Origin of the sequence: Pseudomonas sp. 9.2(2024), from assembly GCF_039695385.1 — a bacterium.
GTDB classification, from domain to species: domain Bacteria; phylum Pseudomonadota; class Gammaproteobacteria; order Pseudomonadales; family Pseudomonadaceae; genus Aquipseudomonas; species Aquipseudomonas paraglycinae.
The window spans coordinates 3587744-3609606 of sequence record NZ_CP155585.1 but is presented as its reverse complement, the minus strand read 5'-3'; the positions used below and the strand labels follow the sequence as shown (position 1 = coordinate 3609606).

20 protein-coding genes are annotated in these 21863 nt (G+C 61.1%); 11 read left to right on the top strand and 9 right to left on the bottom strand.

Going from position 1 to position 21863, the window contains the following annotated elements; all coding sequences use genetic code 11:
* Position 1 precedes the first annotated feature (1 nt).
* A complete protein-coding gene (locus ABFB52_RS16150; protein WP_129973279.1) occupies positions 2 to 1225 on the bottom strand; it encodes an NADH:flavin oxidoreductase/NADH oxidase family protein in 1224 nt (407 codons plus the stop codon).
* A 79-nt stretch (positions 1226 to 1304) separates the two neighbouring features.
* On the opposite strand from ABFB52_RS16150, the gene ABFB52_RS16145 reads away from it, so the two are divergent.
* Together ABFB52_RS16145 and ABFB52_RS16140 are read left to right on the top strand one after the other, a co-directional pair.
* A complete protein-coding gene (locus ABFB52_RS16145) occupies positions 1305 to 1715 on the top strand; it encodes a MerR family transcriptional regulator (RefSeq protein ID WP_129973278.1) in 411 nt (136 codons plus the stop codon).
* A 295-nt stretch (positions 1716 to 2010) separates the two neighbouring features.
* Entirely contained in the window at positions 2011 to 3567 is a 1557-nt protein-coding gene (locus tag ABFB52_RS16140; protein WP_007960262.1) for a TerC family protein, read from the top strand.
* A 5-nt stretch (positions 3568 to 3572) separates the two neighbouring features.
* Here the strand turns inward: ABFB52_RS16140 and ABFB52_RS16135 are convergent, their stop codons facing one another.
* The 6 genes from ABFB52_RS16135 to ABFB52_RS16110 all read right to left on the bottom strand — a co-directional run bounded on the left by ABFB52_RS16135 (position 3573) and on the right by ABFB52_RS16110 (position 11608).
* Entirely contained in the window at positions 3573 to 4649 is a 1077-nt protein-coding gene (locus ABFB52_RS16135) for a GGDEF domain-containing protein (protein WP_007960261.1), read from the bottom strand.
* Complete coding sequence (locus ABFB52_RS16130; protein ID WP_085745501.1) at positions 4633 to 5511, bottom strand: DUF4434 family protein; 879 nt, start codon at positions 5509 to 5511, stop codon at positions 4633 to 4635. Before ABFB52_RS16130 ends, ABFB52_RS16135 begins: the two co-directional genes overlap by 17 nt.
* A complete protein-coding gene (locus ABFB52_RS16125; protein WP_129973277.1) occupies positions 5511 to 8669 on the bottom strand; it encodes a phage receptor in 3159 nt (1052 codons plus the stop codon). The genes ABFB52_RS16130 and ABFB52_RS16125 overlap by 1 nt, the downstream gene beginning before the upstream one ends.
* Positions 8666 to 10840 carry a cyclic di-3',5'-guanylate-activated glycosyltransferase NrfB gene (gene nrfB, locus ABFB52_RS16120; RefSeq protein WP_129973276.1) on the bottom strand — a complete coding sequence of 725 codons (2175 nt, stop codon included), beginning with the start codon at positions 10838 to 10840 and terminating at the stop codon, positions 8666 to 8668. The genes ABFB52_RS16125 and nrfB overlap by 4 nt, the downstream gene beginning before the upstream one ends.
* Positions 10837 to 11001: a hypothetical protein gene (locus tag ABFB52_RS16115; RefSeq protein ID WP_158247720.1), complete on the bottom strand. Its 165-nt coding sequence runs from the start codon at positions 10999 to 11001 to the stop codon at positions 10837 to 10839. The genes nrfB and ABFB52_RS16115 overlap by 4 nt, the downstream gene beginning before the upstream one ends.
* Positions 11002 to 11176: 175 nt before the next feature.
* Positions 11177 to 11608, bottom strand: coding sequence for a thioredoxin family protein (locus ABFB52_RS16110; protein ID WP_085745504.1), 432 nt, complete (start codon positions 11606 to 11608; stop codon positions 11177 to 11179).
* Positions 11609 to 11810: 202 nt separating this feature from the next.
* Here ABFB52_RS16110 and ABFB52_RS16105 point away from each other — a divergent pair, with 202 nt between their 5' ends.
* From ABFB52_RS16105 to ABFB52_RS16065, 9 genes are all read left to right on the top strand, one after another.
* On the top strand, positions 11811 to 11957 hold the full coding sequence (locus tag ABFB52_RS16105) for a hypothetical protein (RefSeq protein WP_240871899.1): 147 nt from the start codon (positions 11811 to 11813) through the stop codon (positions 11955 to 11957).
* Positions 11958 to 12230: 273 nt separating this feature from the next.
* Positions 12231 to 13079, top strand: coding sequence for a transporter substrate-binding domain-containing protein (locus ABFB52_RS16100; RefSeq protein WP_102686073.1), 849 nt, complete (start codon positions 12231 to 12233; stop codon positions 13077 to 13079).
* Positions 13080 to 13130: 51 nt separating this feature from the next.
* Positions 13131 to 13793, top strand: coding sequence for an amino acid ABC transporter permease (locus ABFB52_RS16095; RefSeq protein WP_007960243.1), 663 nt, complete (start codon positions 13131 to 13133; stop codon positions 13791 to 13793).
* Between the two features lie 9 nt (positions 13794 to 13802).
* Positions 13803 to 14465, top strand: coding sequence for an amino acid ABC transporter permease (locus tag ABFB52_RS16090; protein WP_129973275.1), 663 nt, complete (start codon positions 13803 to 13805; stop codon positions 14463 to 14465).
* Positions 14462 to 15259 carry an amino acid ABC transporter ATP-binding protein gene (locus ABFB52_RS16085; protein ID WP_102718115.1) on the top strand — a complete coding sequence of 266 codons (798 nt, stop codon included), beginning with the start codon at positions 14462 to 14464 and terminating at the stop codon, positions 15257 to 15259. Before ABFB52_RS16090 ends, ABFB52_RS16085 begins: the two co-directional genes overlap by 4 nt.
* A gap of 31 nt (positions 15260 to 15290) precedes the next feature.
* The gene (locus tag ABFB52_RS16080; RefSeq protein WP_007912330.1) at positions 15291 to 15680 is read left to right on the top strand and encodes a RidA family protein; all 390 of its coding nucleotides are present in this window, start codon (positions 15291 to 15293) and stop codon (positions 15678 to 15680) included.
* A 242-nt stretch (positions 15681 to 15922) separates the two neighbouring features.
* A complete protein-coding gene (locus ABFB52_RS16075; protein WP_085603279.1) occupies positions 15923 to 16687 on the top strand; it encodes an IclR family transcriptional regulator in 765 nt (254 codons plus the stop codon).
* Between the two features lie 39 nt (positions 16688 to 16726).
* Positions 16727 to 17947 (top strand): amino acid deaminase, encoded by a 1221-nt coding sequence (locus tag ABFB52_RS16070; protein ID WP_129973274.1) that lies wholly within the window; start codon positions 16727 to 16729, stop codon positions 17945 to 17947.
* On the top strand, positions 17947 to 18882 hold the full coding sequence (locus ABFB52_RS16065; RefSeq protein ID WP_129973273.1) for a sugar kinase: 936 nt from the start codon (positions 17947 to 17949) through the stop codon (positions 18880 to 18882). Before ABFB52_RS16070 ends, ABFB52_RS16065 begins: the two co-directional genes overlap by 1 nt.
* A gap of 49 nt (positions 18883 to 18931) precedes the next feature.
* Here the strand turns inward: ABFB52_RS16065 and ABFB52_RS16060 are convergent, their stop codons facing one another.
* Together ABFB52_RS16060 and ABFB52_RS16055 are read right to left on the bottom strand one after the other, a co-directional pair.
* Entirely contained in the window at positions 18932 to 19207 is a 276-nt protein-coding gene (locus ABFB52_RS16060; RefSeq protein WP_007952044.1) for a peptidylprolyl isomerase, read from the bottom strand.
* Positions 19208 to 19257: 50 nt separating this feature from the next.
* Positions 19258 to 21795 carry a PAS domain-containing sensor histidine kinase gene (locus ABFB52_RS16055; RefSeq protein ID WP_129973272.1) on the bottom strand — a complete coding sequence of 846 codons (2538 nt, stop codon included), beginning with the start codon at positions 21793 to 21795 and terminating at the stop codon, positions 19258 to 19260.
* Positions 21796 to 21863 lie beyond the last annotated feature (68 nt).

Here is a 21863-nt window from a genome sequence, read left to right as displayed (position 1 = left end):
TTTATACATCCATTGCCTGACGGTACTGCCGGGTGCGGCGACTGAGATACAACCGGTCGCGAATCAGCGCCCAGAGTGCCGACACTTCGGGATGCGGCTGGCGACCCCGGCTCAGGCGGGCCATCTGGAAACGCACCACGGCCATGTTCGCCAGTGCGGCCAGCGGTTTGCGTTTCCAGCGGATCGGCGGCAGTTGCGGTTCGCTGTGGCGGCCTTCGCGCCAGTGTTTGACCAGACTCGGTTCGATGGCCAGCGCAGTGGCGATGCCGGCCATGGCGATACCGCTGTCGAGCACTTGTTCGACGATGGGCAGGCGCCGGATACCGCCGGTGACCATCACTGGCATGCGGGCCACACTGGCCAGTTCACTGGCCATCTCCAGAAAGAACGCCTCACGGGCCAGGGTGCGTCCGTCGCGGGCTTCGCCTTGCATCGCCGGCGCTTCGTAGCTGCCACCGGACAGCTCGAGCAGGTCGATTGGCTGTTCGTTGAGCCATTCGATCACATGACGGGCATCGTCCGTGTCGAAGCCGCCGCGCTGGAAATCCGCGGAGTTGAGCTTCACCGCCACGCAAAACTGTGGTGAAACGGCCTGACGCACAGCCTCGATCACCGACAGCAGCAGGCGCGCACGGTTTTCCAGCGAACCGCCCCAGCGGTCGGTGCGGCGGTTGGTCAGCGGCGAGAGAAACTGACTGAGCAAATAGCCGTGGGCAGCGTGGATCTGGATACCGCTGAAACCGGCTTTCTCGGCAAGCGCGGCACTCCTGGCGAAACGTTGAATGACCTCTTCGATGTCGTCCTCGGTCATCGGTTTGGGCTCGGCGAACAGTTTCGAGAACGAACCCATTTCCAGCGCCACTGCCGATGGCGCCAGCGCTTGCTGGCCCATATTGGCGAAGGTCTGGCGGCCGGGATGGTTGAGCTGAACCCAGACTTGTGCGCCTCCACTGCGGGCGATTTCGGCCCATTGACGGAAACGGTCCAGATGCCGCTCGTCTTCGAGCACCACGCCACCAGGGCCGGTCATGGCGCGGCGGTCGATCATGACATTACCGGTCAGCAGCAACCCGGCGCTGCCGTCGGCCCAGGCTTGATACAGGCGAAACAGTTCGCGGGAGGGAGCCTGGTCACGATCGGCGAGGTTTTCTTCCATGGCGGCTTTGGCGATACGGTTGCCGACGGTCTGACCGTTGGGCAGTTTCAAAATCTGGAAGGGCGACATTGCTTGACTCCTCATCAGTGATGGAGAAAGGCTAAGCTTAAAGTCAACTTTAATGTCAAGCAGGCAAATCGAGGCTGAAATGAAAATCGGTGAATTGGCGCAACGGAGCGGGCTGAGCGCATCTAGCATTCGCTTCTACGAGGCCCAGGGCCTGATTCCGAAAGTGGAGCGGCTGGGCAATGGCTACCGGCGTTACCCGCCGCAAGTGCTGCAAACCCTGAACATTATCCGCAGCGCCCAGCAGGCCGGATTTTCCCTGGAAGAACTCAAGCAGTTGCTGCCAACAGCCGGAACCGGCGAATTCAAGCACGAAGAATTGGTGGAAGGCCTGACGCGCAAGGTCGAGCAGATCGAAGTCATGCAGCAGCATCTGGCCCAAAGCAAGGCGCGGCTGCTGGAGGTGATCGACAGTATTCAATCCAGGCCCGAAGGCATGAGTTGCGGTGCGAATGCCGAACGGGTTCTCGCCGCGATCTATCCGGAATCCTGAGGCGACGGCGAAGGCGTACAGATTTTGAAATGATTTCCAGCTGTAGGAAAAGTCATCTGAGCCTGTACGCTTCAAGGCCTTTTTTCATTCAGGATTTGCATGAATACCCTCTCGGAGCCTCCCAGTTCTACTCAAAGAACAACGTTCCCTTCGCGCCATGGCGCGGTCTTGACGCACTCGCAGCATCCAGTCTTCCGACTCCCGACTATCGTTGATGGCGCAGCCTTCGAGCTTTCGCGCCGCACTTTGCCGTGTCCGGCAGCCTGAATTCACTGACGAGAGATAGAGACAGATTATGGAATGGTTAGCGGATCCCACGGCGTGGCTGGGCTTGTTGACACTGATCGTGCTGGAACTGGTGCTGGGTATCGACAACCTGGTGTTCATCGCGATCCTGGCGGACAAGCTGCCGCCGCATCAGCGCGATCGTGCGCGAATCATCGGCTTGAGCCTGGCGCTGATCATGCGTCTTGGCCTGCTGGCGAGTATTTCCTGGCTGGTCACCCTCACGGCACCGTTGTTCGAAGTGTTCGGCAAGAGCTTCTCCGGCCGTGACCTGATCATGCTGTTCGGTGGCGTGTTCCTGTTGTTCAAGGCGACCATGGAGTTGCACGAACGGCTGGAAGGCCATATCGGCGAGCGCTCGACCAACACCGCTTATGCGCTGTTCTGGCCGATCGTGGCGCAAATCGTTGTGCTCGACGCGGTGTTCTCCCTGGACGCGGTGATTACCGCTGTGGGCATGGTCGATGAACTGGCGGTGATGATGATCGCGGTGGTCGTGTCCATTGGTGTGATGATCGTTGCCAGCAAGCCGCTGACCCGCTTCGTCAACGCCCATCCGACGGTGATCATGCTGTGTCTGGGCTTCCTGATGATGATCGGTTTTGCCCTGACGGCCGAAGGCCTGGGCTTCCACATCCCGAAAGGTTATCTGTACGCGGCCATTGGTTTCTCGATCCTGATCGAGATCTTCAACCAGATCGCCCGCGCTCGTCGCAAGCGCTCGATGCAGGGCTTGCGCCCGATGCGCGAGCGCACGGCCCACGCGGTGATGCGTCTGCTGGGCGGTCGCAAACTGGCGGTGGAGGAGGTTGGCGAGGAAATTTCCGACTTGCTGGATAACGGTGAAGCGCCGAGTGCGGAGCTGTTCGACCGTCGCGAACGGGTGATGATCAGCGGTGTGCTGCAATTGGCCGAGCGACCGATCCGCGCCTTGATGACGGTGCGCGCCGATGTCGATCACATTGATCTGGCCGACGACGCTGAGGCGATTCGTACGCGATTGATGCATTCGTCCTACTCGCGCTTGCCGTTGATTCGTAACGGCGCGGTCGATGAGCCGCTGGGCTTCGTGCACAAGAAAGAGCTGCTCAAGGAATATCTGGCCGGCAACGAGCCGAACCTGGAACACCTGGCGCGCAAGACCGTCAATCTGCTGGACAGTTATTCGATCCTCAACGCACTGGAGCAAATGCGTGCGGCTTCGACCCACATTGCCTTTGTGGTGAATGAGTTCGGTGACTTTGTCGGCGTGTTGACCATGACCGACATTCTCGAATCGATTGCTGGCGAACTGCCGGATGCCAGCGAAATCGCCGGCCCGGACGTGGTCGAGGAGCAGGGCGGGTACATCGTCAACGGTGCGCTGAATCTGACCCGCATCCGCGAGCACACCGGTTTTCGCGCCGAGCCAACCGAGGATTACCAGACCCTCGCCGGGCTGGTGATGAGCCTGCTGGATCGCCTGCCGATGAAGGGCGATCGACTGGAACATGAAGGTTGGGGCATGACCGTGATGGCGGTCGAAGAACGTCGCGTGACGCGAGTATTGCTGGTGCGTGAGGCCTGACGGCCTCACTGATGAAAAGTGTACCGGTCCTTGCCGGTATGCTTTGACTCGTACAGTGCTTCGTCAGCCTTGATCAGCGCCTGGTTGAGGGTGTCGCCATCTTCGACCCGGGCCAGACCGATGCTGATGGTCACCGGGTGCCGGGTCGGTTGCTCACGCACCACCCGGCACAATTCTCCGGCCAGCGCCTCGACATCCTCGCGGCGCACACCGGCCAGATAGATCGCAAACTCCTCACCGCCCAATCGTGCATATTCGAAGCGTGACATCACGGTTTTGATGTCCGCCGCGATGCGCTTGAGCACCTCATCGCCGATGTCGTGGCCGTACACATCATTCACTTTCTTGAAGTTGTCGATGTCGATCATCGCCAGGTAATGGTCGTGTTCGCGCGGCACGGCTTGCAGGGTTTTTCCGGCGCGGGTCATGAATGAGCGACGGTTGGGAATTTCGGTGAGGGTGTCGTTATAGGCCTGGTCCAGCAACAGCTTGGACATGATGTAGTTGTAGAGCTTGGCCTCGCGCAGCTTCAAAAACGTATAGATCGTCAACCCGCAGAGAAACACGGCGTAAGCGATGGTCATCACGCCTTTGAGTTCGAACAGCCCGACTTCGGTACCAAAAAACGGATTGAGCACCAGCCATATCACCCCTTGCGAGGTGTAGAACGACCAGCGACTGATGGGCAGAACCGAAATGCTGTAAAGCATGCTCGAGGCGCCCAGCACCAGCCACGCAGGTTGAAAACTGGCGGGCAGGCCGTCGATCAGCAGTCGCACACCAACGGTCATGGCAACGACGAACAGGATGTTCAGGATGTCGAAATGGGCGGCCTTTCGCGTGAACAGCAGAATGACCGCCTGAATCGAAAACACCGTCAGAAACACCATCGATCGCCAGGTAAAACCCTGGCCTCCAAGGAAACTGACGATCAGATCGAAGACAATCCAGACACTGATGCTTGCCAGATAAATCAGCAGGCAGAATGTGTGCAGCCGCTCGAATTCATGCTGAATGAACTCGCTCCACAGTTCGGCGGGCGCGGTCTTCTTCAGGACTTCGTCTTCAATGGTTTTGTACATTGCTGCCCGGATGCTTGCGTTGATTATCGAGGATGACCGAACCCCACGGTCGGTAGCGCAGGGAAAACACCGCGTTCTGATGGCAGCCGGTCGAGGTCGCATCCGGGCTGGCCGGCTCGGCACGGAAGGGTTCGCCCTCGCGGCTGACCTGCCGGAAGGCTTCGCGCACGATACCCACGGAGCAGGGCAGTGCACTGGCGTAACCGTTGCGCACCAGCGGTGACAAACGACCGGTGCCCGCGCCGTCCTGCCACCAGATCTGCGCACCCGCCGCCGTCAATTCGCCCAGCCATTGACCGTTGACCGCCGGGGCCAGCTTGCCGGCACTGAAGGCGCTGACATGCAGCGGCGCATCCAGCTTCGCGGCAAAGTCCTTCAATTGGCGCTGAAGTGTGGCCCGTCGATCTGCCGCCAGAAAGTGCAGGTCGTCCAGTTCCAGCGGCAGATACCACCCGCTGACCTGCAGCTTCCAGTCCTGGCGGAGCTTCTGCTGCTGGGCCAGTGACTGGCCCAGTTGTGCCTGCCAGTAGGCGCCGAGACCGGCGCTGTCCAGTTCATCGATGCGTTTGTAGTAGGCCGGGTCCATCGCCAGGCCGAGCACCAGTTGCAGACCTTCCCGCTGAGCGAGTTTCAGGCTGTTGGCGAGCCAGCCATTGGCGCCGCCGAAGTCCGAGTCGCCATAGGCCGTCCACTGGACGATCACGGTTCGCGTGCCTTGCTTCGCGGTGTCTTGCCAGACTTTCTGCCACTGCGCCTGGGTCAGGCCGGCATCGACATTCAGCGGCTGATAGAAGACACGCTCATCGGCCTTGGCGACAGTGGCACTCATCAGCAGACACAAACACAACATCCATCGAGCCATCAGAAATTCCACTCCACGCCCAGCAGCGCACCGTTGCCGCCTTCATACAGATTGCCGCCCAGCGACTGTTGATATTCGGTGCGAACCGTCAGTTTCGACCGGTAGGCGTTGTAACGATCCTCGTCGTACCACCATTGCCAGCGCAGACCGACACCGGTGCGCAGGTCCTGGCGCCAGTCGTTGCTCGGGTCCTGGCTGGCAAACTCGAGGAAGCCGTAAGGCATGATCGTCTGGGCGCCACTGTCGGGAAGTTTCCAGGCGTGACCTTGCTGGAAGCGCGACAGCCACTGGTGATCGCCGGCCTTGGTCCACCACGCGGCGTCGAGGTAGAGAAAACGCTCGTCCCAATCGTTTTCATCGACCCGCCAGTCGTTGCGGTACTTGCCCTGATCGAGGAATGAGGCGGTGGCGCGCAGCAGGTAATCAGTGGTGGTGTGACCGTCCTTGCGGTGATCGTTGACCTGATCGAACAGCTTTTCCGGCACCAGCATCTGGCCGAGGCTCAGGCTGTGACTGTCGTCATCGTCGAGCTGGCTCTGCTTGTAGATCTCGCCGTAGAAGTTGATGTTCTGTGTGCCCCACGGTTTGTAGCGCAGGCCGACACCGGCGGCGAGGGACTCGGCGTAACTTGAGCGACCTTGTCCGCCCAGCAGGACGCGACCGTACACCGACAGCGTGCTGCCGGCGCGGCTTGGTTCTTCGCCCAAGGCGTGGTCCCACATTGCCAATTGCACATTCTGCGAATCCGAGCGACGGCGTGAACCTTTGCTGTCGTCCGGGCGCACGAAGTCGTTGGTCGAGATCCCGGCCGGCGACCAGGTGCTGGCAATCGTCCGGCTGTCACGCCGTGACAAGGTTTCATGGGCACGGCGCTGGCGATAACGGCGGGCCTCCATGCTGCCGTCTTCGTCATCGGCTGCCACCGGGTTCTGCTCCAGATCGATCACGCGGCGCAGTTCCTTGCGCGCGGAGGCGCTGTCTTCGACTTCGTCGTAGCGCCAGGCCAGGGTTTCGCCGAGACGGTAATCCTCGGGGAAATCCCGGGTCGCCTGTTGCAGATACGGAATCGCCGTGGCGCGCTCTTCGCGGGTTTCGGCACCGGCCAGACGCATGCCGTAGTCGGCGCGATAACGCGGGTTGTTCGGCTCGCGGCGTACCGCTTCGGCCAGCCACGCGGTGCTTTGTGGCAAGTCTCCGGCCTTTTGCGCGGTGACCGACGCGGCGTAGAAGTGCCCGGCATCCGGTGTCTGTTGCAGGGCCTGACGCTGACGTTGCAGTGCCTGGGCGTGATCACCCCGTGCGTCGGCGATGGCTGCGCCGAGGGCCCACTCATTGGCGCCGCGAGTGGTGCTTTGTTGCCAGTAGGTTTCTGCGGTCTGGCTGTCGCCGACATTCAGCGCGCTGCGACTGGCCGTCAGACGCGCGTTGTCGCTGAGTTCGGCGGTCGGGATGCTGCGCCAGATCGTCAGTGCACCGGCAGAATCACCGGCCGCTTCCAGGGCATAGGCCAGCGGCAGACGACTGCCGCGATCGCCGAGCTTTTCAGCCTGCTGGTAATAGACGACGGCTTCACCCGGGCGATCAGGCATGGCGCAGCGACCGAGCGCGCGGTAATCGCCAGCCGCTTGCGGGTGGCTGCCGATGGCTTGCTGCACGGCGTCGCACTGGCCGGTCTCCGCAAGTTGCGCGAGCAGTTGGCCGCGCGTGGCACCGTCCACCCGGTTGAGCAGGAGCGCCATGCGTCGCTGTTGCTCCGGCGTCGTGGAGGGCGCTGCGGCATACAAGCCGACCAGACGCTGCAACGCCGTCGCCGGCAAACGCCCGTCATGACGATCGAACGCAGATTCCAGCAACTGTTGAGCGTGCGCCCGATCACCGGCATTTACCGCAAGATAGGTGGCCTGATTGAGCGAGGAAAGATTGTCGGTCTGTCGGTAATGCAGTTCCCACAGGGTCTCCGCTTCGATCATCCGTCCCATGCGCTGCGTCAGTTCCGCACGGCGCTTGACGATATCGGGCGTCTGTTTCTGACCGGCCAGCCAGGCGTTGACTTCGGCACTGCGACCTTGCTCCTGCCAGATGTCGAGCACCTGTGTTTGTCGTCGACTGTCCCAAGGCTCCGGTAGACGGGTGCTTTGCAATAGATCCGAGGCTTGCAGGCGCTGGGCGAGTATCAGCCAGGTCTGTGGGTCGTCCGTCGGCGTACAGCTGCGCAGTTGCTTGAGTGCCGCTTCCGGATCCTGGCGCGACAGCCATTCCGCGGTTTCCAGGCAAGGCCGTTGCAGATCGTTGCTCAGGCGCTGCACGGTGGGCACGTCTTCGGTCTTGCGCGCCAGTTCCCACAGACGCTGACGCTGCGCCGGATCGGCGAGATCGCTGGCCGGCAGCGACTGCATCCAGCGTTGGGCCTGTTGCTCGTGGCCCATGGCGATGGCGCGGTCGACCATCGCCAGGCGAATGTTGCGTGCGGCCTCGGGACTCGGCGCCTGTTGCAGCAGTTGCTGCAGCGGCTTTTCATCGAGACGCTGCACGTAAGCGTTGGCCAGCCGTTGCCAGCCTTCGGCGTCCAGTTGTTTGCGTGCGGCCAGCGGCGCCAGTTGGTCGATGGTGCCGCTCCAGTCGCGCAATTGCTCCGACCAGTTGGCGCGGGCCAGGCGCAAGATGTTGTCGTCACCCTTGGGCGCCAGTTGTGCCAGCCAGTCATGGGCCTTGGCCGCGCCGCCGAACTTGGCCAGGCTCAGGCTGTAGGCCTGCCAGAGGCGTACGCGGTCATTCAGATTGCTGGTGGCCATCCAGCTTTCAACTTGCGTGCTGGTCGGCGGGTCCTGTTCGATCCAGGTCAGGCGCAGGTCGAGCAGGGCGTCGCTGTTGTCCGGCAACGCTTGCAGCGCTTCCTTGTAACGACGTTGCTTGGCCAGGGATTCCACCAGCAGTGCCCGGGCCTCGTCGTTTTTCGGGACCTTTTCCAGCAAGTGGCGCATCAGTCGTTCGACTTCTTTCCAATTGCCCTTTTTCGCCTCGCGATAGCTGCGGTCCATGTAGGGGTAGCTGCGGAACTGTTCAAAGTCGCTCAGCGGTGCAGCCTGCAGCGGATACGCGGTGCTCAGGCCCAGCAGCAGGCTGCCCATCAGCAAGGTTTGACGATGCACAGGCTTCATGCGACCTCCCGGACAATGCGGTAGGCGGCTTGCTGTTCGCTGGCCTGATCGGCCAGGGCCTGTTCCAGTACTTCCTGGGTAATCATGCCCCGGGAAATCAGGTGTTCACCGAGTGACATCTTCTCGGCATCGAAGTCGATCAGCGCCTGATTGAACAGGGTCGGCGGAACCATGCCGCGCACCTGCAACAGATTGCCCAGCAGCACTTGATGGCGGCTGACCCGTTCCAGCAGGGCTTCATCGTCCTGATGGCGCTCAAGCACTTCGAGCATATGACGCACTTCCTCATTCTGGCGGGGGCTGGCGTACCAGTAACGAATCCCCAATGTGACGCGGCCCTGAGGTGCGAGACGGCTGCGCACCGGGCGTTTCAATTGACGGCTGATGGCGCCGAGCGAGACCTGACTGACCGGGCCTTCGGAGGCCAGAATCAGGGTGTCGCCTTCTTCGGCCACCGGCAAAATGCCGTAGTGGGAGGCGACCCGGCGCGGTACGGCATCGATCAGGCGTTTGTCGAGCTTGAACGGATTGAGCGGCGCCCATTCCAGATCAAGCTGCTCGGCGAGGGTTTGAACCAGCTGAGTGCTGTCGATGTACTCACGCAGCAACAGTTCGCGGCCGAGTCGACGGCGTACGGGGCTGGTGATTGCCGCTTCCAGTTGCTCTTCGGTAAGCAGACCCTTTTCCACCAGTCGATGGCCGAGCGGCGTGCGCTGTGCCTTGGTCAGCGCCGGGAATTCATGGGTGGTCTTGTCCCAGGCCACACGTCGTGAGTCACCCATTTCCATGACCTGACGCAGGGCACGCAGGTTGGCGAAGAAATTGACGAAGTTGCTCCACATCATGCGCGGCGCCGACAGCAGACCTTCGACCAGACCGTAATAGCGGGTGACAAACCAGCCGCGCTGGAACAGGCGATTGAGCAGCATCAGGCCGTTGAGCCACAGCAGCACCGACAGCAGCGAACTGTCAGCGAGGATCGAGGGATAGCGCCACGAGTCCGGGGAAATGATCGTCACCGCCCACATCGCCAGCAGTACCAGGAACAGCAGGTTCACCAAAAAACTCAGCAGGTAGGCGATCAGCCCGCGACGGTCGCGCCACAGGAAGTAGTTGAGAAGACCCTTGCGGCTCCAGCCGAGGTTCTTGGTGCCCTGGAACACGATGCCGACAATCCACCGCGATTTCTGCCGGATTGCATGTTGCAGGTCGCGGGGAAAGTGTTCGCGGACGCAGATCACCTGGGAGAACTCGCGGTTCATCCCGAATACCCAGGGTTGCTCCAATGCCAGTTTCGGATCGCTGACCGAATAGCGGGCGAAGATGCATTTCATGCCTTTCTGCTTGAGGCGGAAACCGATGTCGTAGTCCTCGGTGAGACTCTGCACATCGAAGGCAATGCCATCGCCGTCTTCCAGCAGGGCACTGATGGCCTTACGGCTGAAGCAGGTGCCGACGCCGGCGCTGGGCACCTGGCCGGTGAGGGCTTCGCGGACGATCACGTCCTTGCCGTGGTTCTCGGCGAACTCATCGACGTAGTGCCCGGCGGTGAAGCCTTTCCACTCCGGCGCGTAGGGGTAGACCGGTATCTGGATCAGGTCTTTGTTCGGCAGCAGGTAGTTGTAGAGGCGCAATTCCATCGGCGAAATCACGTCTTCGGCGTCGTGCAGGATGAACCCGGCGAACTGGATTTTCGCCTCGCTCTCGAAGCGCAGGATCGCGTCGATGATGTTGTTCAGGCAGTCGGCCTTGCTGGTCGGGCCGGGGCGGGCGCACACCACTTTGTGCACGTTGGGGTAGTGCTGGCACACCGCGTCGACATCGGCCTGGGTTTCGGCATCGTTGGGGTAGGTGCCGACGAAAATCTGATAGTTCTCGTAGTCGATGGTCGAGGCGGCCAGACGCGCCATTTCACCGACCACGCCGACTTCGTTCCACGCCGGCACCATGATTGCCAGCGGTTTCTCGGGAATCGAATACAGGCGTTCCTCGTCGGCACGCTTGAATTTCTCGTAGATCCGCCAGCGCCGGATGAATTTGCGGCTCCAGTAAACGAGGTCGATGAACAGGTCATCGAGGCCGAGGATGAACATCAACAGGGCGAGGGCAATCGCCACATATTTGAGACCGAACAGCACATACGCGAAAAAATCGACCCAACCCAGACTCATACCCCTTTACCCGCCGCCGAGCGTGCGCTCAGCCAGGCGTAGAGGCGGTTGGAACAGATGTTGAGTGTGATGTCGGGCCACTGACGCAGAACCCGGGCCAGCGGGGCCATTTTGATGGCCTCCGGGCGAGTACCGAAAACCATCATGACATTAAAGGACATTGACCCCTCCTGGGACGAAGCAAGGCCGCGGCCAAAGGGCCGGCAGCACTTATCTCTTTCTGAGAAATAAAGAAAAGCAGCCGGATGGGAGCTTGTCCAATCCGGCTTCGAGGCTAGTTGTTACAGATCAATTGGAACGACGGTGCCATTTCCTGATGGCTCTTAGGTGGCACTTTCAGGAAAAGTTCCATCGTTTTGCGCGGGGGATGGTGCAGAGGGTGCTGAGGGTTTGGTGCAGCCAGGAGAGGGTGTGTCGGGGTTTGCGGCAAGTGGCGGGTGCTTTCACCTTGCCGATGTGTTCGGCGAAATGCTCATGAAGGGATCTTTCATCTCCAATGCCTTTGAGTTTTTTCCGCAGTTTCCCGTCCTGAAAGAAAAGCACCGTAGGGAATCCGTCGACATGAGAAATATTGGGCGACTTTTCCGCTTCGAGCATGTAGATGTTCGCCCGAAGTCGATAAGGCTCCGCGATTTCACGAAAAACCGGGCTGGCATAGGTACAGGCACCGCAGTGCTCGCTGTAGAAATACAGAATCACTGGACGCCATCCCTTCAACACTTTGCGGTAGGCGGGGTGCAACGTTGTGTGGGGGGGACGGGTTCTCATTGGAGCCTCCTGATCAATGAGTCTGGAAGGCCTTTGACGTTAAAGCAGGGCAAAACGGCGGTCTACTGTCAGAAATTACAGGTAGGTCCTACAAAGGATGATTTCGTCCTACTTTGATGCAAGAGCATTCCCTCAGAAGACTCAGGTCCGCAAAGGCCAGGCAGCTGGTATCGTTTTCAGACATTTATCAAAGGAGCTCCTGATGGGCAGCGACGCAGGTTTTAAAGCAGTTTCCGTAGTACAAACTGATGAGGAGCTTATGAATCGCCTTGAGGATCTGGAGCTGATAGCTCTCTGCAAGGAGTGGGAAAATGATCCGACCATAAAAGTTTCGATAGACGACCTTTGAGGTTGGTTCTCGGAAATAAACACTGCCCCTGAATCGATCACCCGTGCACCGACTGGGAACCTGCTACCCGCATTGTTGTAGCCAACGGTAGCGCACGCTCCGCTCTCTCACTGTTTCTCTATTTTTCCTATTTACGTATCTCTTTGATTCCTGTGAATTTTCAAACGGGTGCAGATTCCCCGCGAATCCTGTGGCACACTTTCTGCTGTCTATTCCGTAGTAACAAACCGTGTTCCGGTATAGCGGAATAAACAATTCTCTGGAGTGCTTGCCATGCATCGCCGACCTTCCTTGTTCAAAGCGTGTGTTTTTGTTCTCGCGGCTTCGTCCGCTGTCGTGGGTATGGCCCAGGCGGCTGACAGCAAGCTCGACAGCGTCCTGGCCCGTGGAAAACTGATTGTGGGCACCGGCAGCACCAATGCGCCGTGGCACTTCCAGGGCGCGGACGGCAAGTTGCAGGGCTTTGATATCGACATCGCCCGGATCGTCGCCAAAGGTCTGTTCAACGACCCGAGCAAGGTCGAGTTTGTTGTGCAGTCTTCCGATGCGCGGATTCCCAACCTGCTGACCGACAAGGTCGACATGAGCTGCCAGTTCATCACCGTCACCGCCAGCCGTGCGCAGCAAGTGGCGTTCACCCTGCCGTACTACCGCGAAGGCGTCGGCCTGCTGCTGCCGAACAACAGCAAATACAAGGAAATCGAAGACCTGCAGGCCGGTGGTGACGGCGTGACCGTGGCCGTGCTGCAGAACGTGTACGCCGAGGAGCTGGTGCATCAGGCGCTGCCCAAGGCCAAGGTCGATCAGTACGACAGCGTTGATCTTATGTACCAGGCGGTGAACTCCGGTCGCGCCGATGCCGCCGCCACCGACCAGTCTTCGGTCAAATACCTGATGGTGCAGAACCCTGGCCGCTACCGCAGCCCGACGTACGCCTGGAGCCCGCAGACCTACGCGTGCGCCGTCAAACGTGGCGATCAGGACTGGCTGAACTTCGTCAACACCGCCCTTCATGAGGCCATGACCGGCGTCGAGTTCCCGACTTATGCCGCGTCGTTCAAGCAATGGTTCGGCGTGGATCTGCCATCGCCGGCCATCGGTTTCCCTGTCGAATTCAAATGATCCCGTGAGAGTGGGGCGCCCTGATGCGCCCCGCTCAAGGTACTGTCGACCATGAACTATCAGTTGAACTTTGCCGCCGTGTGGCGCGATTTCGACACCTTGCTGGCGGGGCTCGGTCTGGGCCTCGAACTGGCGCTGGTGTCGATCGCCATCGGCTGCGTGATCGGCCTGCTGATGGCGTTTGCCTTGCTGTCCAGGCATCGCGCCTTGCGGGTGCTGGCATCGGTGTATGTGACGGTGATCCGTAACACGCCGATTCTGGTGTTGATTCTGTTGATCTACTTTGCGTTGCCAAGCCTGGGAATCCGGCTGGACAAGATCCCGTCGTTCATCATCACGCTTTCGCTGTATGCCGGGGCGTACCTGACCGAAGTGTTCCGCGGCGGTTTGCTGAGCATTCCCAAGGGCCAGCGCGAAGCGGGGCTGGCTATCGGTCTGGGCGAGTGGCAGGTGAAAGCCTACGTCACCGTGCCGGTGATGTTGCGCAACGTGCTGCCGGCGCTGTCGAACAACTTCATTTCGCTGTTCAAGGACACCTCGCTGGCCGCCGCGATCGCGGTGCCGGAGCTGACCTATTACGCGCGCAAGATCAACGTCGAAAGCTACCGGGTGATCGAAACCTGGCTGGTGACCACGGCGTTGTATGTCGCGGCCTGTTACCTCATTGCCATGCTGCTGCGTTACCTCGAGCAGCGTCTGGCGATCCGCCGATAGGAGGCTGCGATGTACGAATCCCCCAGTTGGTTGCATGAGTTGTGGATTGCCCGCGAAGCCTTGTGGCAAGGCTTTCTGACCAGCGTGCAGGTGTCGGCGCTGGCGATTCTGTTCGGCACGTTTATCGGCGTATTCGCCGGGCTGGTGCTGACCTACGGCAAGTTCTGGATGCGCGCGCCGTTCCGTTTTTATGTCGACCTGATTCGCGGCACGCCGGTGTTCGTGCTGGTGCTGGCGTGCTTCTACATGGCACCGGCGCTCGGTTGGCAGATCAGTGCGTTTCAGGCCGGCGCACTCGGGCTGACGCTGTTTTGCGGCTCCCACGTTGCCGAGATCGTGCGCGGTGCGTTGCAGGCGTTGCCACGCGGGCAGATGGAAGCCGGCAAGGCCATCGGCCTGACGTTCTATCAGTCCCTTGGTTACGTCCTGTTGCCTCAGGCACTGCGGCAGATCCTGCCGACCTGGGTCAATTCGTCCACCGAAATCGTCAAGGCCTCGACCTTGCTGTCGGTGATCAGCGTGGCCGAGCTGTTGCTCAGCACCCAGCAGATCATCGCCCGGACGTTCATGACCCTGGAGTTTTACCTGTTCGCCGGTTTTCTGTTCTTCGTCATCAACTACGGCATCGAATTACTCGGCCGGCACATTGAAAAGCGGGTGGCCCTGCCATGACTCAAGCTCAAGTTTCCAACGTCCAGAACGGTCAGCTCCTGCTGGACATCCGTGGCCTGCACAAACAATACGGCGCGGTCGAAGTGCTCAAGGGCGTTGACCTGAGCATGCAGCGCGGCAACGTGGTGACGCTGATCGGCTCCAGCGGCTCGGGCAAGACCACGCTGCTGCGCTGCGTGAACATGCTGGAGGAATTCCAGGGCGGGCAGATCCTGCTCGATGGCGAATCCATCGGCTATGACGAACTCAACGGAAAGCGCGTGCGCCACCCGGAAAAAGTCATTGCCCGTCATCGTGCGATGACCGGCATGGCGTTCCAGCAATTCAACCTGTTCCCGCACCTCACCGCGTTGCAGAACGTCACGCTCGGCTTGCTGAAAGTCAAAAAGATGCACAAGGACGAAGCCGTGGTCCTGGCCGAGAAATGGCTGGAGCGGGTCGGCCTGCTGGAGCGGCGCAATCACTTTCCCGGCCAGTTGTCCGGCGGTCAGCAGCAGCGCGTGGCGATTGCCCGGGCGATTGCGATGAACCCGAGCCTGATGCTGTTCGACGAAGTCACCTCGGCCCTCGACCCGGAACTGGTCGGCGAAGTGCTGAACGTGATCAAGGGCCTGGCCGAGGACGGCATGACCATGTTGCTGGTGACCCACGAAATGCGTTTTGCGTTCGAGGTCTCGGACAAGATCGTTTTCATGAATCAGGGGCGCATCGAAGAGCAGGGGCCTCCCAAGGAACTGTTCGAGCGTCCTCAATCGCCGCGGCTGGCGGAATTTCTCAAAAGCACGCGGTTCTGACTTTTCACTTTTTCAATCAGGAGAAACACCCATGAGCATTACTCGTTACGGCACCGGCAGCACCGCCGCTGGCGGCCAGCCACGTCCATTCGCCCGCGCTGTTGAGGCCGATGGCTGGCTGCACGTTTCCGGGCAGGTGCCGGCGGTGGATGGCGAGATCATTGTGGGCGGCATCGTCGAGCAGACGCACCAGACCATGAAGAACCTGATCGCGATTCTCGAAGAGGCCGGTTATGGCCTGGAAGACGTGGTACGCGCCGGCGTGTGGCTGGACGATCCGCGGGATTTCAGCAGTTTCAACAAGGTCTTCGGCGAGTACTTCAAGCCCGAACACGCACCGGCCCGGGCCTGTGTGCAGGCGAGCATGATGGTCGACTGCAAGGTCGAGATCGACTGCATTGCGTACAAGAAGAAGGCTTGAGTGATGTGGCGTCGCTGAGGCCATAGCCCCCTCACCCTGGCCCTCTCCCCCAGGAGAGGGGACTGATCTCTATCGATGCAGATTGTTGTGCCAGACGATGGCATTTGCATCGATACGGTCAGGCTCCCTCTCCCTCCGGGCGGTCCGACGTTTCGGGAGGGCGGGGGGTGAGGGCTGCGATCCAACTGACACAACGCCAAGGGCCAGTTACCATCCCGGCATCTTTTAAGGGAACCACAGAAATGACCGAAGACACCATCAAGCGCCGGGCACGCGGTCTGGACCGGGCGTTCGATATCCTCGATTTCCTCAAGGAAATCGGCCAGCCACTGCGCCCGAATGACATCGCCAACGGCATCGGCAGCCCGAAATCCACGGTCTACGAGCTAGTGGCGTCATTGCTCGAGCGGCGGATTCTGGAGCCGGTGGGCAAGGACGGTCACGTCTATCTCGGTCGTCAGCTGTACTTCCTTGGCCAGGCGCACTTGCGCCATTTCGACCTCAGTCGCGAAGCCGATCACGCCTTGCAGGAGATCGTCAGCCAGACCCGGGAAACCGCGCAGATGTGCCTGCTCAACGGGCGCAAATACACGGTGGCGCTGATGAAGGAGGGCGAGCGGCATTTCCGCATTTCTTCCGATATCGGTGAAAACGCGCCGATCCCGTGGACCGCGTCCGGGCGCCTGCTGCTGGCGCACTTGAGCGATCAGCAGATCAGTGACCTGATCGACCCAGACGATTTCATTCTGCCGGGTGGCGAACGCCTGCCGATGGAGACGTTTCTGGCGGAAATCCGTCAGGCCGGCATCGACGGTTTCTTCTCCTTCGACAGTGTCGCCGACACCTTCACCCATTGCTTCGCCGCCCCGGTCAAAGACCCTCAAGGCGTGGCCATCTGCACCCTGTGCATCGTCGCCCCGCGCGCCGATGCCAAGAACAATTACAACGACTATCGCCGGGTCTTGATCGAGAGCGCCAACAGCCTCGCCCGGCGAATCAACGAATAACCGCGCCTGCCTGCGGGCGCGACTGTGAGGAGTTCGACCATGACGACTGCCAACAACACTGCTGCCGTGGAAAAGGGCGATGCCGCCGTCGGCGCGCAACTGGTGCGTGACATCAGCCTGCCGGCGCTGGTGCTGCATCGCGAAGCGCTGGAACACAACATCCGCTGGATGCAGAAATTCGTCAGCGACAGCGGCGCCGAACTCGCGCCCCACGGCAAGACCAGCATGACCCCGGCGCTGTTTCGTCGTCAGCTCGACGCCGGCGCTTGGGGCATCACCCTGGCCAGCGCCACCCAGACCCGCGCTGCATACGCCCACGGCGTGCGCCGGGTGCTGATGGCCAACCAACTGGTCGGCACACCGAACATGGCGCTGATCGCCGATCTGCTGGCGGCCGATTCCGGCTTCGATTTCTATTGCATGGTCGATCACCCGGACAACGTCGCCGATCTGGGCGCTTATTTCGCATCGCGCGGCGTGCGGCTTAACGTGATGATCGAATACGGCGTGGTCGGCGGCCGTTGCGGTTGCCGCAGCGAGCAGGAAGTCATCGAACTGGCCAAGGCCATCGGCGCGCAATCGGCGCTGGCCCTGACCGGCATCGAAGGTTACGAAGGCGTGATCCATGGCGATCACGCGGTCAGCGGCATCCGTGAGTTCGCCGCCTCGCTGGTGCGCCTGGCGGTGCAGTTGCAGGACAGCGGCGCGTTCGCCATCGCCAAGCCGATCATCACCGCGTCGGGTTCGGCCTGGTACGACCTGATCGCCGAATCGTTCGAAGCGCAGAACGCTGGCGGGCGTTTCCTCAGCGTGTTGCGCCCTGGCAGTTACGTGGCGCACGACCATGGCATCTATAAAGAGGCGCAGTGCTGCGTGCTCGACCGTCGCAGCGACCTGCACGAAGGCCTGCGCCCGGCGCTGGAAGTCTGGGCGCACGTGCAGTCGCTGCCGGAGCCGGGGTTTGCGGTGATTGCCCTGGGCAAGCGTGACGTGGCGTTCGATGCCGGGATGCCGGTGCCGTTGCTGCGTTACAAGGCCGGCGTGCTGCCGGCAGTGGGCGACGATGTCGGCGCCTGCAAGGTGACGGCGGTGATGGACCAGCACGCGTTCATGACCGTGGCGCCCGGCGTGGAATTGCGCGTCGGCGACATCATTTCCTTTGGCACTTCGCACCCATGCCTGACCTTCGACAAGTGGCGCGTGGGGCTGCTGGTGGACGAGCAGCTGTCGGTGATCGAAACCATGGAAACCTGCTTCTGATGAACTCGCTCAGTGCATTGGGTCCGAACACCCCGCGCATCGCCCTGATCGGCGAATGCATGATCGAACTCCAGCAACGTGCCGATGGCAGCCTGCAACAGAGCTTTGGCGGTGACACGCTGAACACGGCGGTCTATCTGTCCCGCGCCATGGGCGACAACGCGCAGGTCGATTACGTCACGGCGCTGGGTGACGACAGCTTTAGTGACGCGATGTGCCGCAGTTGGGCCGACGAAGGCATTGGTCTGGATCTGGTCCAGCGTTTACCCGGTCGTCTGCCGGGTCTGTATTGCATCCAGACCGACGCCGCCGGCGAACGTCGTTTTCTGTACTGGCGCAACGAAGCCGCCGTTCGCGACTGCTTCACCACGCCGGCGGCCGCGCCGATTCTGGCAGCGCTGCCCGATTACGACGTGCTGTATTTCAGCGGTATCACGCTGGCGGTGCTCGGCGCGCAAGGTCGGGAAAAACTGATCGAGACCTTGATCGAAGCCCGTCAGCGTGACGCGCGAATCGTCTTCGACAACAACTACCGCCCACGCCTGTGGGCTTCGGTGGAAGAGGCGCGGGTGGCGTATCGCAGCGTGTTGCCCCATGTCGATCTGGCGTTGCTGACGGTGGACGACGAGCAGGCGCTGTTCCATTTCGAAGACTGTGACGCGGTGTTTGAAGCGTACGCGCAGATCGGCACGCCGGAAGTGGTGCTCAAGCGCGGGGCTGAAGCCTGTCTGATCCGTTGCGCCGGGGAAGCGTTCGAAGTCCCGGCGCAGAAGGTCGAGAAGGTGGTGGACACCACGGCGGCGGGGGATTCGTTCAGTGCGGCGTATCTGGCGAGTCGCTTGTCCGGCGCAAGCCCTGTGCAGGCGGCGGAGGCGGGGCATCGCTTGGCCAGTCAGGTCATTCAAGTGCCTGGGGCGTTGATCCCCAGGGATTGATGCCGATCCCTGAAGGCGCTGCCGAAAGCCGCGCCTTCAGGGCACTGGATCAGTCGCGGTAAAACACCTGCACCAGGTGATACCCGAACTTGCTCTTGATCGGCCCGTGCACGGTGCGCAGCGGTTTTTTGAAGATCACCGCATCGATCGCACCGACCATCTGCCCCGGCCGCACTTCACCCAGATCGCCGCCGCGCTTGCCGGACGGACAAGTCGAAAATTTCTTCGCCAGCACATCGAACGCTTCACCGTTGGCGATGCGTTGCTTGAGTTTTTCAGCCTCTTCGGCGGTCTTCACCAGAATGTGGCGGGCTTGGGCTTTCATCGTGCAATACCTGTAGCGGGGTGACGGCGGGGCGCGGATTATGCCTCAAGTCACGGGTTTTGGCTGATCATCGTGCGGATCTTGCCGGCCAGCTGTTCGATGGAAAACGGTTTGGCGACCATGTCCATGCCGTCTTCGAGGAAGCCCTGGCGCTCGGCGGCTTTCTGCGCGTAACCGGTCATGAACAACACCTTGAGCCCCGGACGATGCTGGCGGGCGATCTCCGCCATTTGCCGGCCGTTCATGCCCGGCAGGCCGACGTCGGTCACCAGCAGGTCAACCCGCAGGTCGGACTCCAGCAACGGCAGGGCACCCTTGGCATCTTCGGCCTCATGGGCGCGATAACCCAGCTCCTTGAGCAGGTCCATGACCAGCATGCGCACTGCCGGATCGTCCTCGACCACCACCACGGTTTCGCCAGTGGCGACAGCCGGAGCCTCGGCAACCGCTTCGATTGCCGGCAGCTCCGCTTCCAGTGCATACAAACGCGGCAAGTACAGGCGCACGCAGGTGCCCTGGCCCGGCAGGCTGTCGAGGCTGACGTGCCCACCCGATTGCTGGGCAAAGCCATAAATCATCGACAAGCCGAGCCCGGTGCCTTGCCCGATGGGTTTGGTCGTAAAGAACGGATCGAACGCTTTGGAACGTACTGAAGGCGTCATGCCGGTGCCGTTGTCGCTCACCGCCAGCATCAGGTAATCACCGGCCTTGATCGGTTCGAGGGTAGTGATGTCGTTGCCGTCGAGGTAGACGTTGGCGGTTTCGATCAACAGCTCGCCGCCGTCGGGCATGGCGTCGCGGGCGTTGATCACCAGGTTGAGCAGGGCGTTTTCCAGTTGGCTGACATCCGTACTGACGGACCATACGTTGTCGGCCAGGCGCAACTTGAGCTCGATCGGATCACCCTTGGTGCGGCGGATCAGGTCTTCCAGCGAGTGGATCAGTTCATTGACGTTGATGGTTTTGCGATCCAGCGACTGACGCCGGGAGAACGCCAGCAGACGGTGAGTCAGCGCGGCTGCGCGGTTGGCCGAAGACACCGCCGCGTCGGTGAAACGGCCGATCTCATCGGCGCGGCCATTGGCGATGTAGCGCTGCATCAGGTCGAGGCTGCCGATGATGCCGGTCAGCATGTTGTTGAAGTCATGGGCGATGCCGCCGGTGAGCTGGCCGACCGCTTCCATTTTCTGCGCGTGGCGCAAGGCATCTTCGGCGCGCTCGCGTTCGAACATTTCGTTCTGCAAGCGCTGGTTGGCCTGGGCCAGTTGCTCGGTGCGTGCACTGACGCGTTCCTCAAGAGTTTCATTGAGGTTGCGCAGGGCTTCTTCGGTCTTTTTGCGTTCGGTCTCGTCGATCACGAAGATGTAGAAACCGTTTACCGCACCGTCCGCGCCGTGACGCGGCAGGTAGTTCATCAAGGCATGCCGCTGGCTGCCGTCGCGGTGCGGCGTGTACAGGCTGAACGAGCAGGGCCGACCGGCGAGTGCTTCGGCGATGTACGGCGCCCGCAGGAAATAGGCCTCTTCGCCGATCACCTCACGGATCGTGCGACCGTACAGCTCTTGCGGCGTGAGCCCGTACCAGTCGAGGTACGCGGCGTTGTTCAGGCGAAAGCGTTCTTCGTGGTCGACATAGCTGATCAGGATCGGCATGGCGTTGATGATCAGTTGCAGCTCGGTCTGGCTTTGCCGCAGTGCCTGTTCGGTGTGCTTGCGTTCGGTCAGGTCCAGCGCCGCGCCGAGAAAACGTATCGGCCGGCCGTGATGATCCTTGTAGCAGCGCCCGCGGGCGAACACCCAGCGCAGCTCGCCATTGGCTTGCAGCAGGCGGTATTCCTCAGCGTATTCGGTGCCGTGGGTAATGCAATGCTTGATACTGCGGGCGATCATAGCGCGGTCTTCGGGGTGCACGCCGTGCAGGTACTCGCTGATCGGCAATTGACCGGCCAGGGCCGGATCGACACCGTGCAACTGGGCGAAATGCGCATCGGCGATGAAGCGGTCTTCGCCAATGTCCCAATCCCAGGTGCCGACCGCATCGGTGGCCGCCAGCGCCAGTTGCAGGCGCTCTTCGCTTTCGCGTTGGGCCTTGAGGCTGTCTTCGGAGCGCTGCTGCAGTTCCAGGGCGATGCGCCGGCGTTCGTTGGTTTCGATGGCGGTGACCAGAATCCCGGCCACTTGCGCGCTTTCGTCGCGGATCGGGCTGTAGGTCAGGTCCAGCCAGAAGTCGGAGTCCTGGCCGTCCCGTTGCAGGGTAAAGCGCCGTTCGCTGTAGGTTCGCACCTGGCCTTGTAGGACGGCGCTGTAAATCGGGTCGGTAAAGTCTCTAAGTTCCGGCCATATCTGGTGCGCCGGTTGTCCGAAAGCGTGCGGATGCTTGCTCCCGGCGAGCAGTGCAAAGCCGTTGTTATAGATCTGGGTGAGTTGCGGGCCCCACAACAGCAGCATCGGCATCGGCGAGTGAATCACGATGTCCACCGCGGTGCGCAGGCTCTGTGGCCAGGTGCCAGCGGCGCCCAGCGGGCTGCGGCTCCAGTCGGTGCGGGCAATCAATGCCTGGGCGTCGTTGGTGTTCGGTACAGCGTTCATCACATCAATCCTGGGCGTCGGTCGGTGAGGCGGCGTCTACTATCCTAGTGCGGTAGACGCTGTAAGGC

What these genes read in the sequence shown, in the direction of transcription:
- ABFB52_RS16135 (WP_007960261.1), bottom strand. Translation starts at nt 4,649, where the DNA reads ATGTACAAAACCATTGAAGACGAAGTCCTGAAGAAGACCGCGCCCGCC.
- ABFB52_RS16060 (WP_007952044.1), bottom strand. Translation starts at nt 19,207, where the DNA reads ATGAAAGCCCAAGCCCGCCACATTCTGGTGAAGACCGCCGAAGAGGCT.
- nrfB (WP_129973276.1), bottom strand. Translation starts at nt 10,840, where the DNA reads ATGAGTCTGGGTTGGGTCGATTTTTTCGCGTATGTGCTGTTCGGTCTC.
- ABFB52_RS16075 (WP_085603279.1), top strand. Translation starts at nt 15,923, where the DNA reads ATGACCGAAGACACCATCAAGCGCCGGGCACGCGGTCTGGACCGGGCG.
- ABFB52_RS16140 (WP_007960262.1), top strand. Translation starts at nt 2,011, where the DNA reads ATGGAATGGTTAGCGGATCCCACGGCGTGGCTGGGCTTGTTGACACTG.
- ABFB52_RS16130 (WP_085745501.1), bottom strand. Translation starts at nt 5,511, where the DNA reads ATGGCTCGATGGATGTTGTGTTTGTGTCTGCTGATGAGTGCCACTGTC.
- ABFB52_RS16150 (WP_129973279.1), bottom strand. Translation starts at nt 1,225, where the DNA reads ATGTCGCCCTTCCAGATTTTGAAACTGCCCAACGGTCAGACCGTCGGC.
- ABFB52_RS16065 (WP_129973273.1), top strand. Translation starts at nt 17,947, where the DNA reads ATGAACTCGCTCAGTGCATTGGGTCCGAACACCCCGCGCATCGCCCTG.
- ABFB52_RS16100 (WP_102686073.1), top strand. Translation starts at nt 12,231, where the DNA reads ATGCATCGCCGACCTTCCTTGTTCAAAGCGTGTGTTTTTGTTCTCGCG.
- ABFB52_RS16105 (WP_240871899.1), top strand. Translation starts at nt 11,811, where the DNA reads ATGGGCAGCGACGCAGGTTTTAAAGCAGTTTCCGTAGTACAAACTGAT.
- ABFB52_RS16080 (WP_007912330.1), top strand. Translation starts at nt 15,291, where the DNA reads ATGAGCATTACTCGTTACGGCACCGGCAGCACCGCCGCTGGCGGCCAG.
- ABFB52_RS16055 (WP_129973272.1), bottom strand. Translation starts at nt 21,795, where the DNA reads ATGAACGCTGTACCGAACACCAACGACGCCCAGGCATTGATTGCCCGC.
- ABFB52_RS16090 (WP_129973275.1), top strand. Translation starts at nt 13,803, where the DNA reads ATGTACGAATCCCCCAGTTGGTTGCATGAGTTGTGGATTGCCCGCGAA.
- ABFB52_RS16085 (WP_102718115.1), top strand. Translation starts at nt 14,462, where the DNA reads ATGACTCAAGCTCAAGTTTCCAACGTCCAGAACGGTCAGCTCCTGCTG.
- ABFB52_RS16095 (WP_007960243.1), top strand. Translation starts at nt 13,131, where the DNA reads ATGAACTATCAGTTGAACTTTGCCGCCGTGTGGCGCGATTTCGACACC.
- ABFB52_RS16070 (WP_129973274.1), top strand. Translation starts at nt 16,727, where the DNA reads ATGACGACTGCCAACAACACTGCTGCCGTGGAAAAGGGCGATGCCGCC.
- ABFB52_RS16145 (WP_129973278.1), top strand. Translation starts at nt 1,305, where the DNA reads ATGAAAATCGGTGAATTGGCGCAACGGAGCGGGCTGAGCGCATCTAGC.
- ABFB52_RS16115 (WP_158247720.1), bottom strand. Translation starts at nt 11,001, where the DNA reads ATGTCCTTTAATGTCATGATGGTTTTCGGTACTCGCCCGGAGGCCATC.
- ABFB52_RS16110 (WP_085745504.1), bottom strand. Translation starts at nt 11,608, where the DNA reads ATGAGAACCCGTCCCCCCCACACAACGTTGCACCCCGCCTACCGCAAA.
- ABFB52_RS16125 (WP_129973277.1), bottom strand. Translation starts at nt 8,669, where the DNA reads ATGAAGCCTGTGCATCGTCAAACCTTGCTGATGGGCAGCCTGCTGCTG.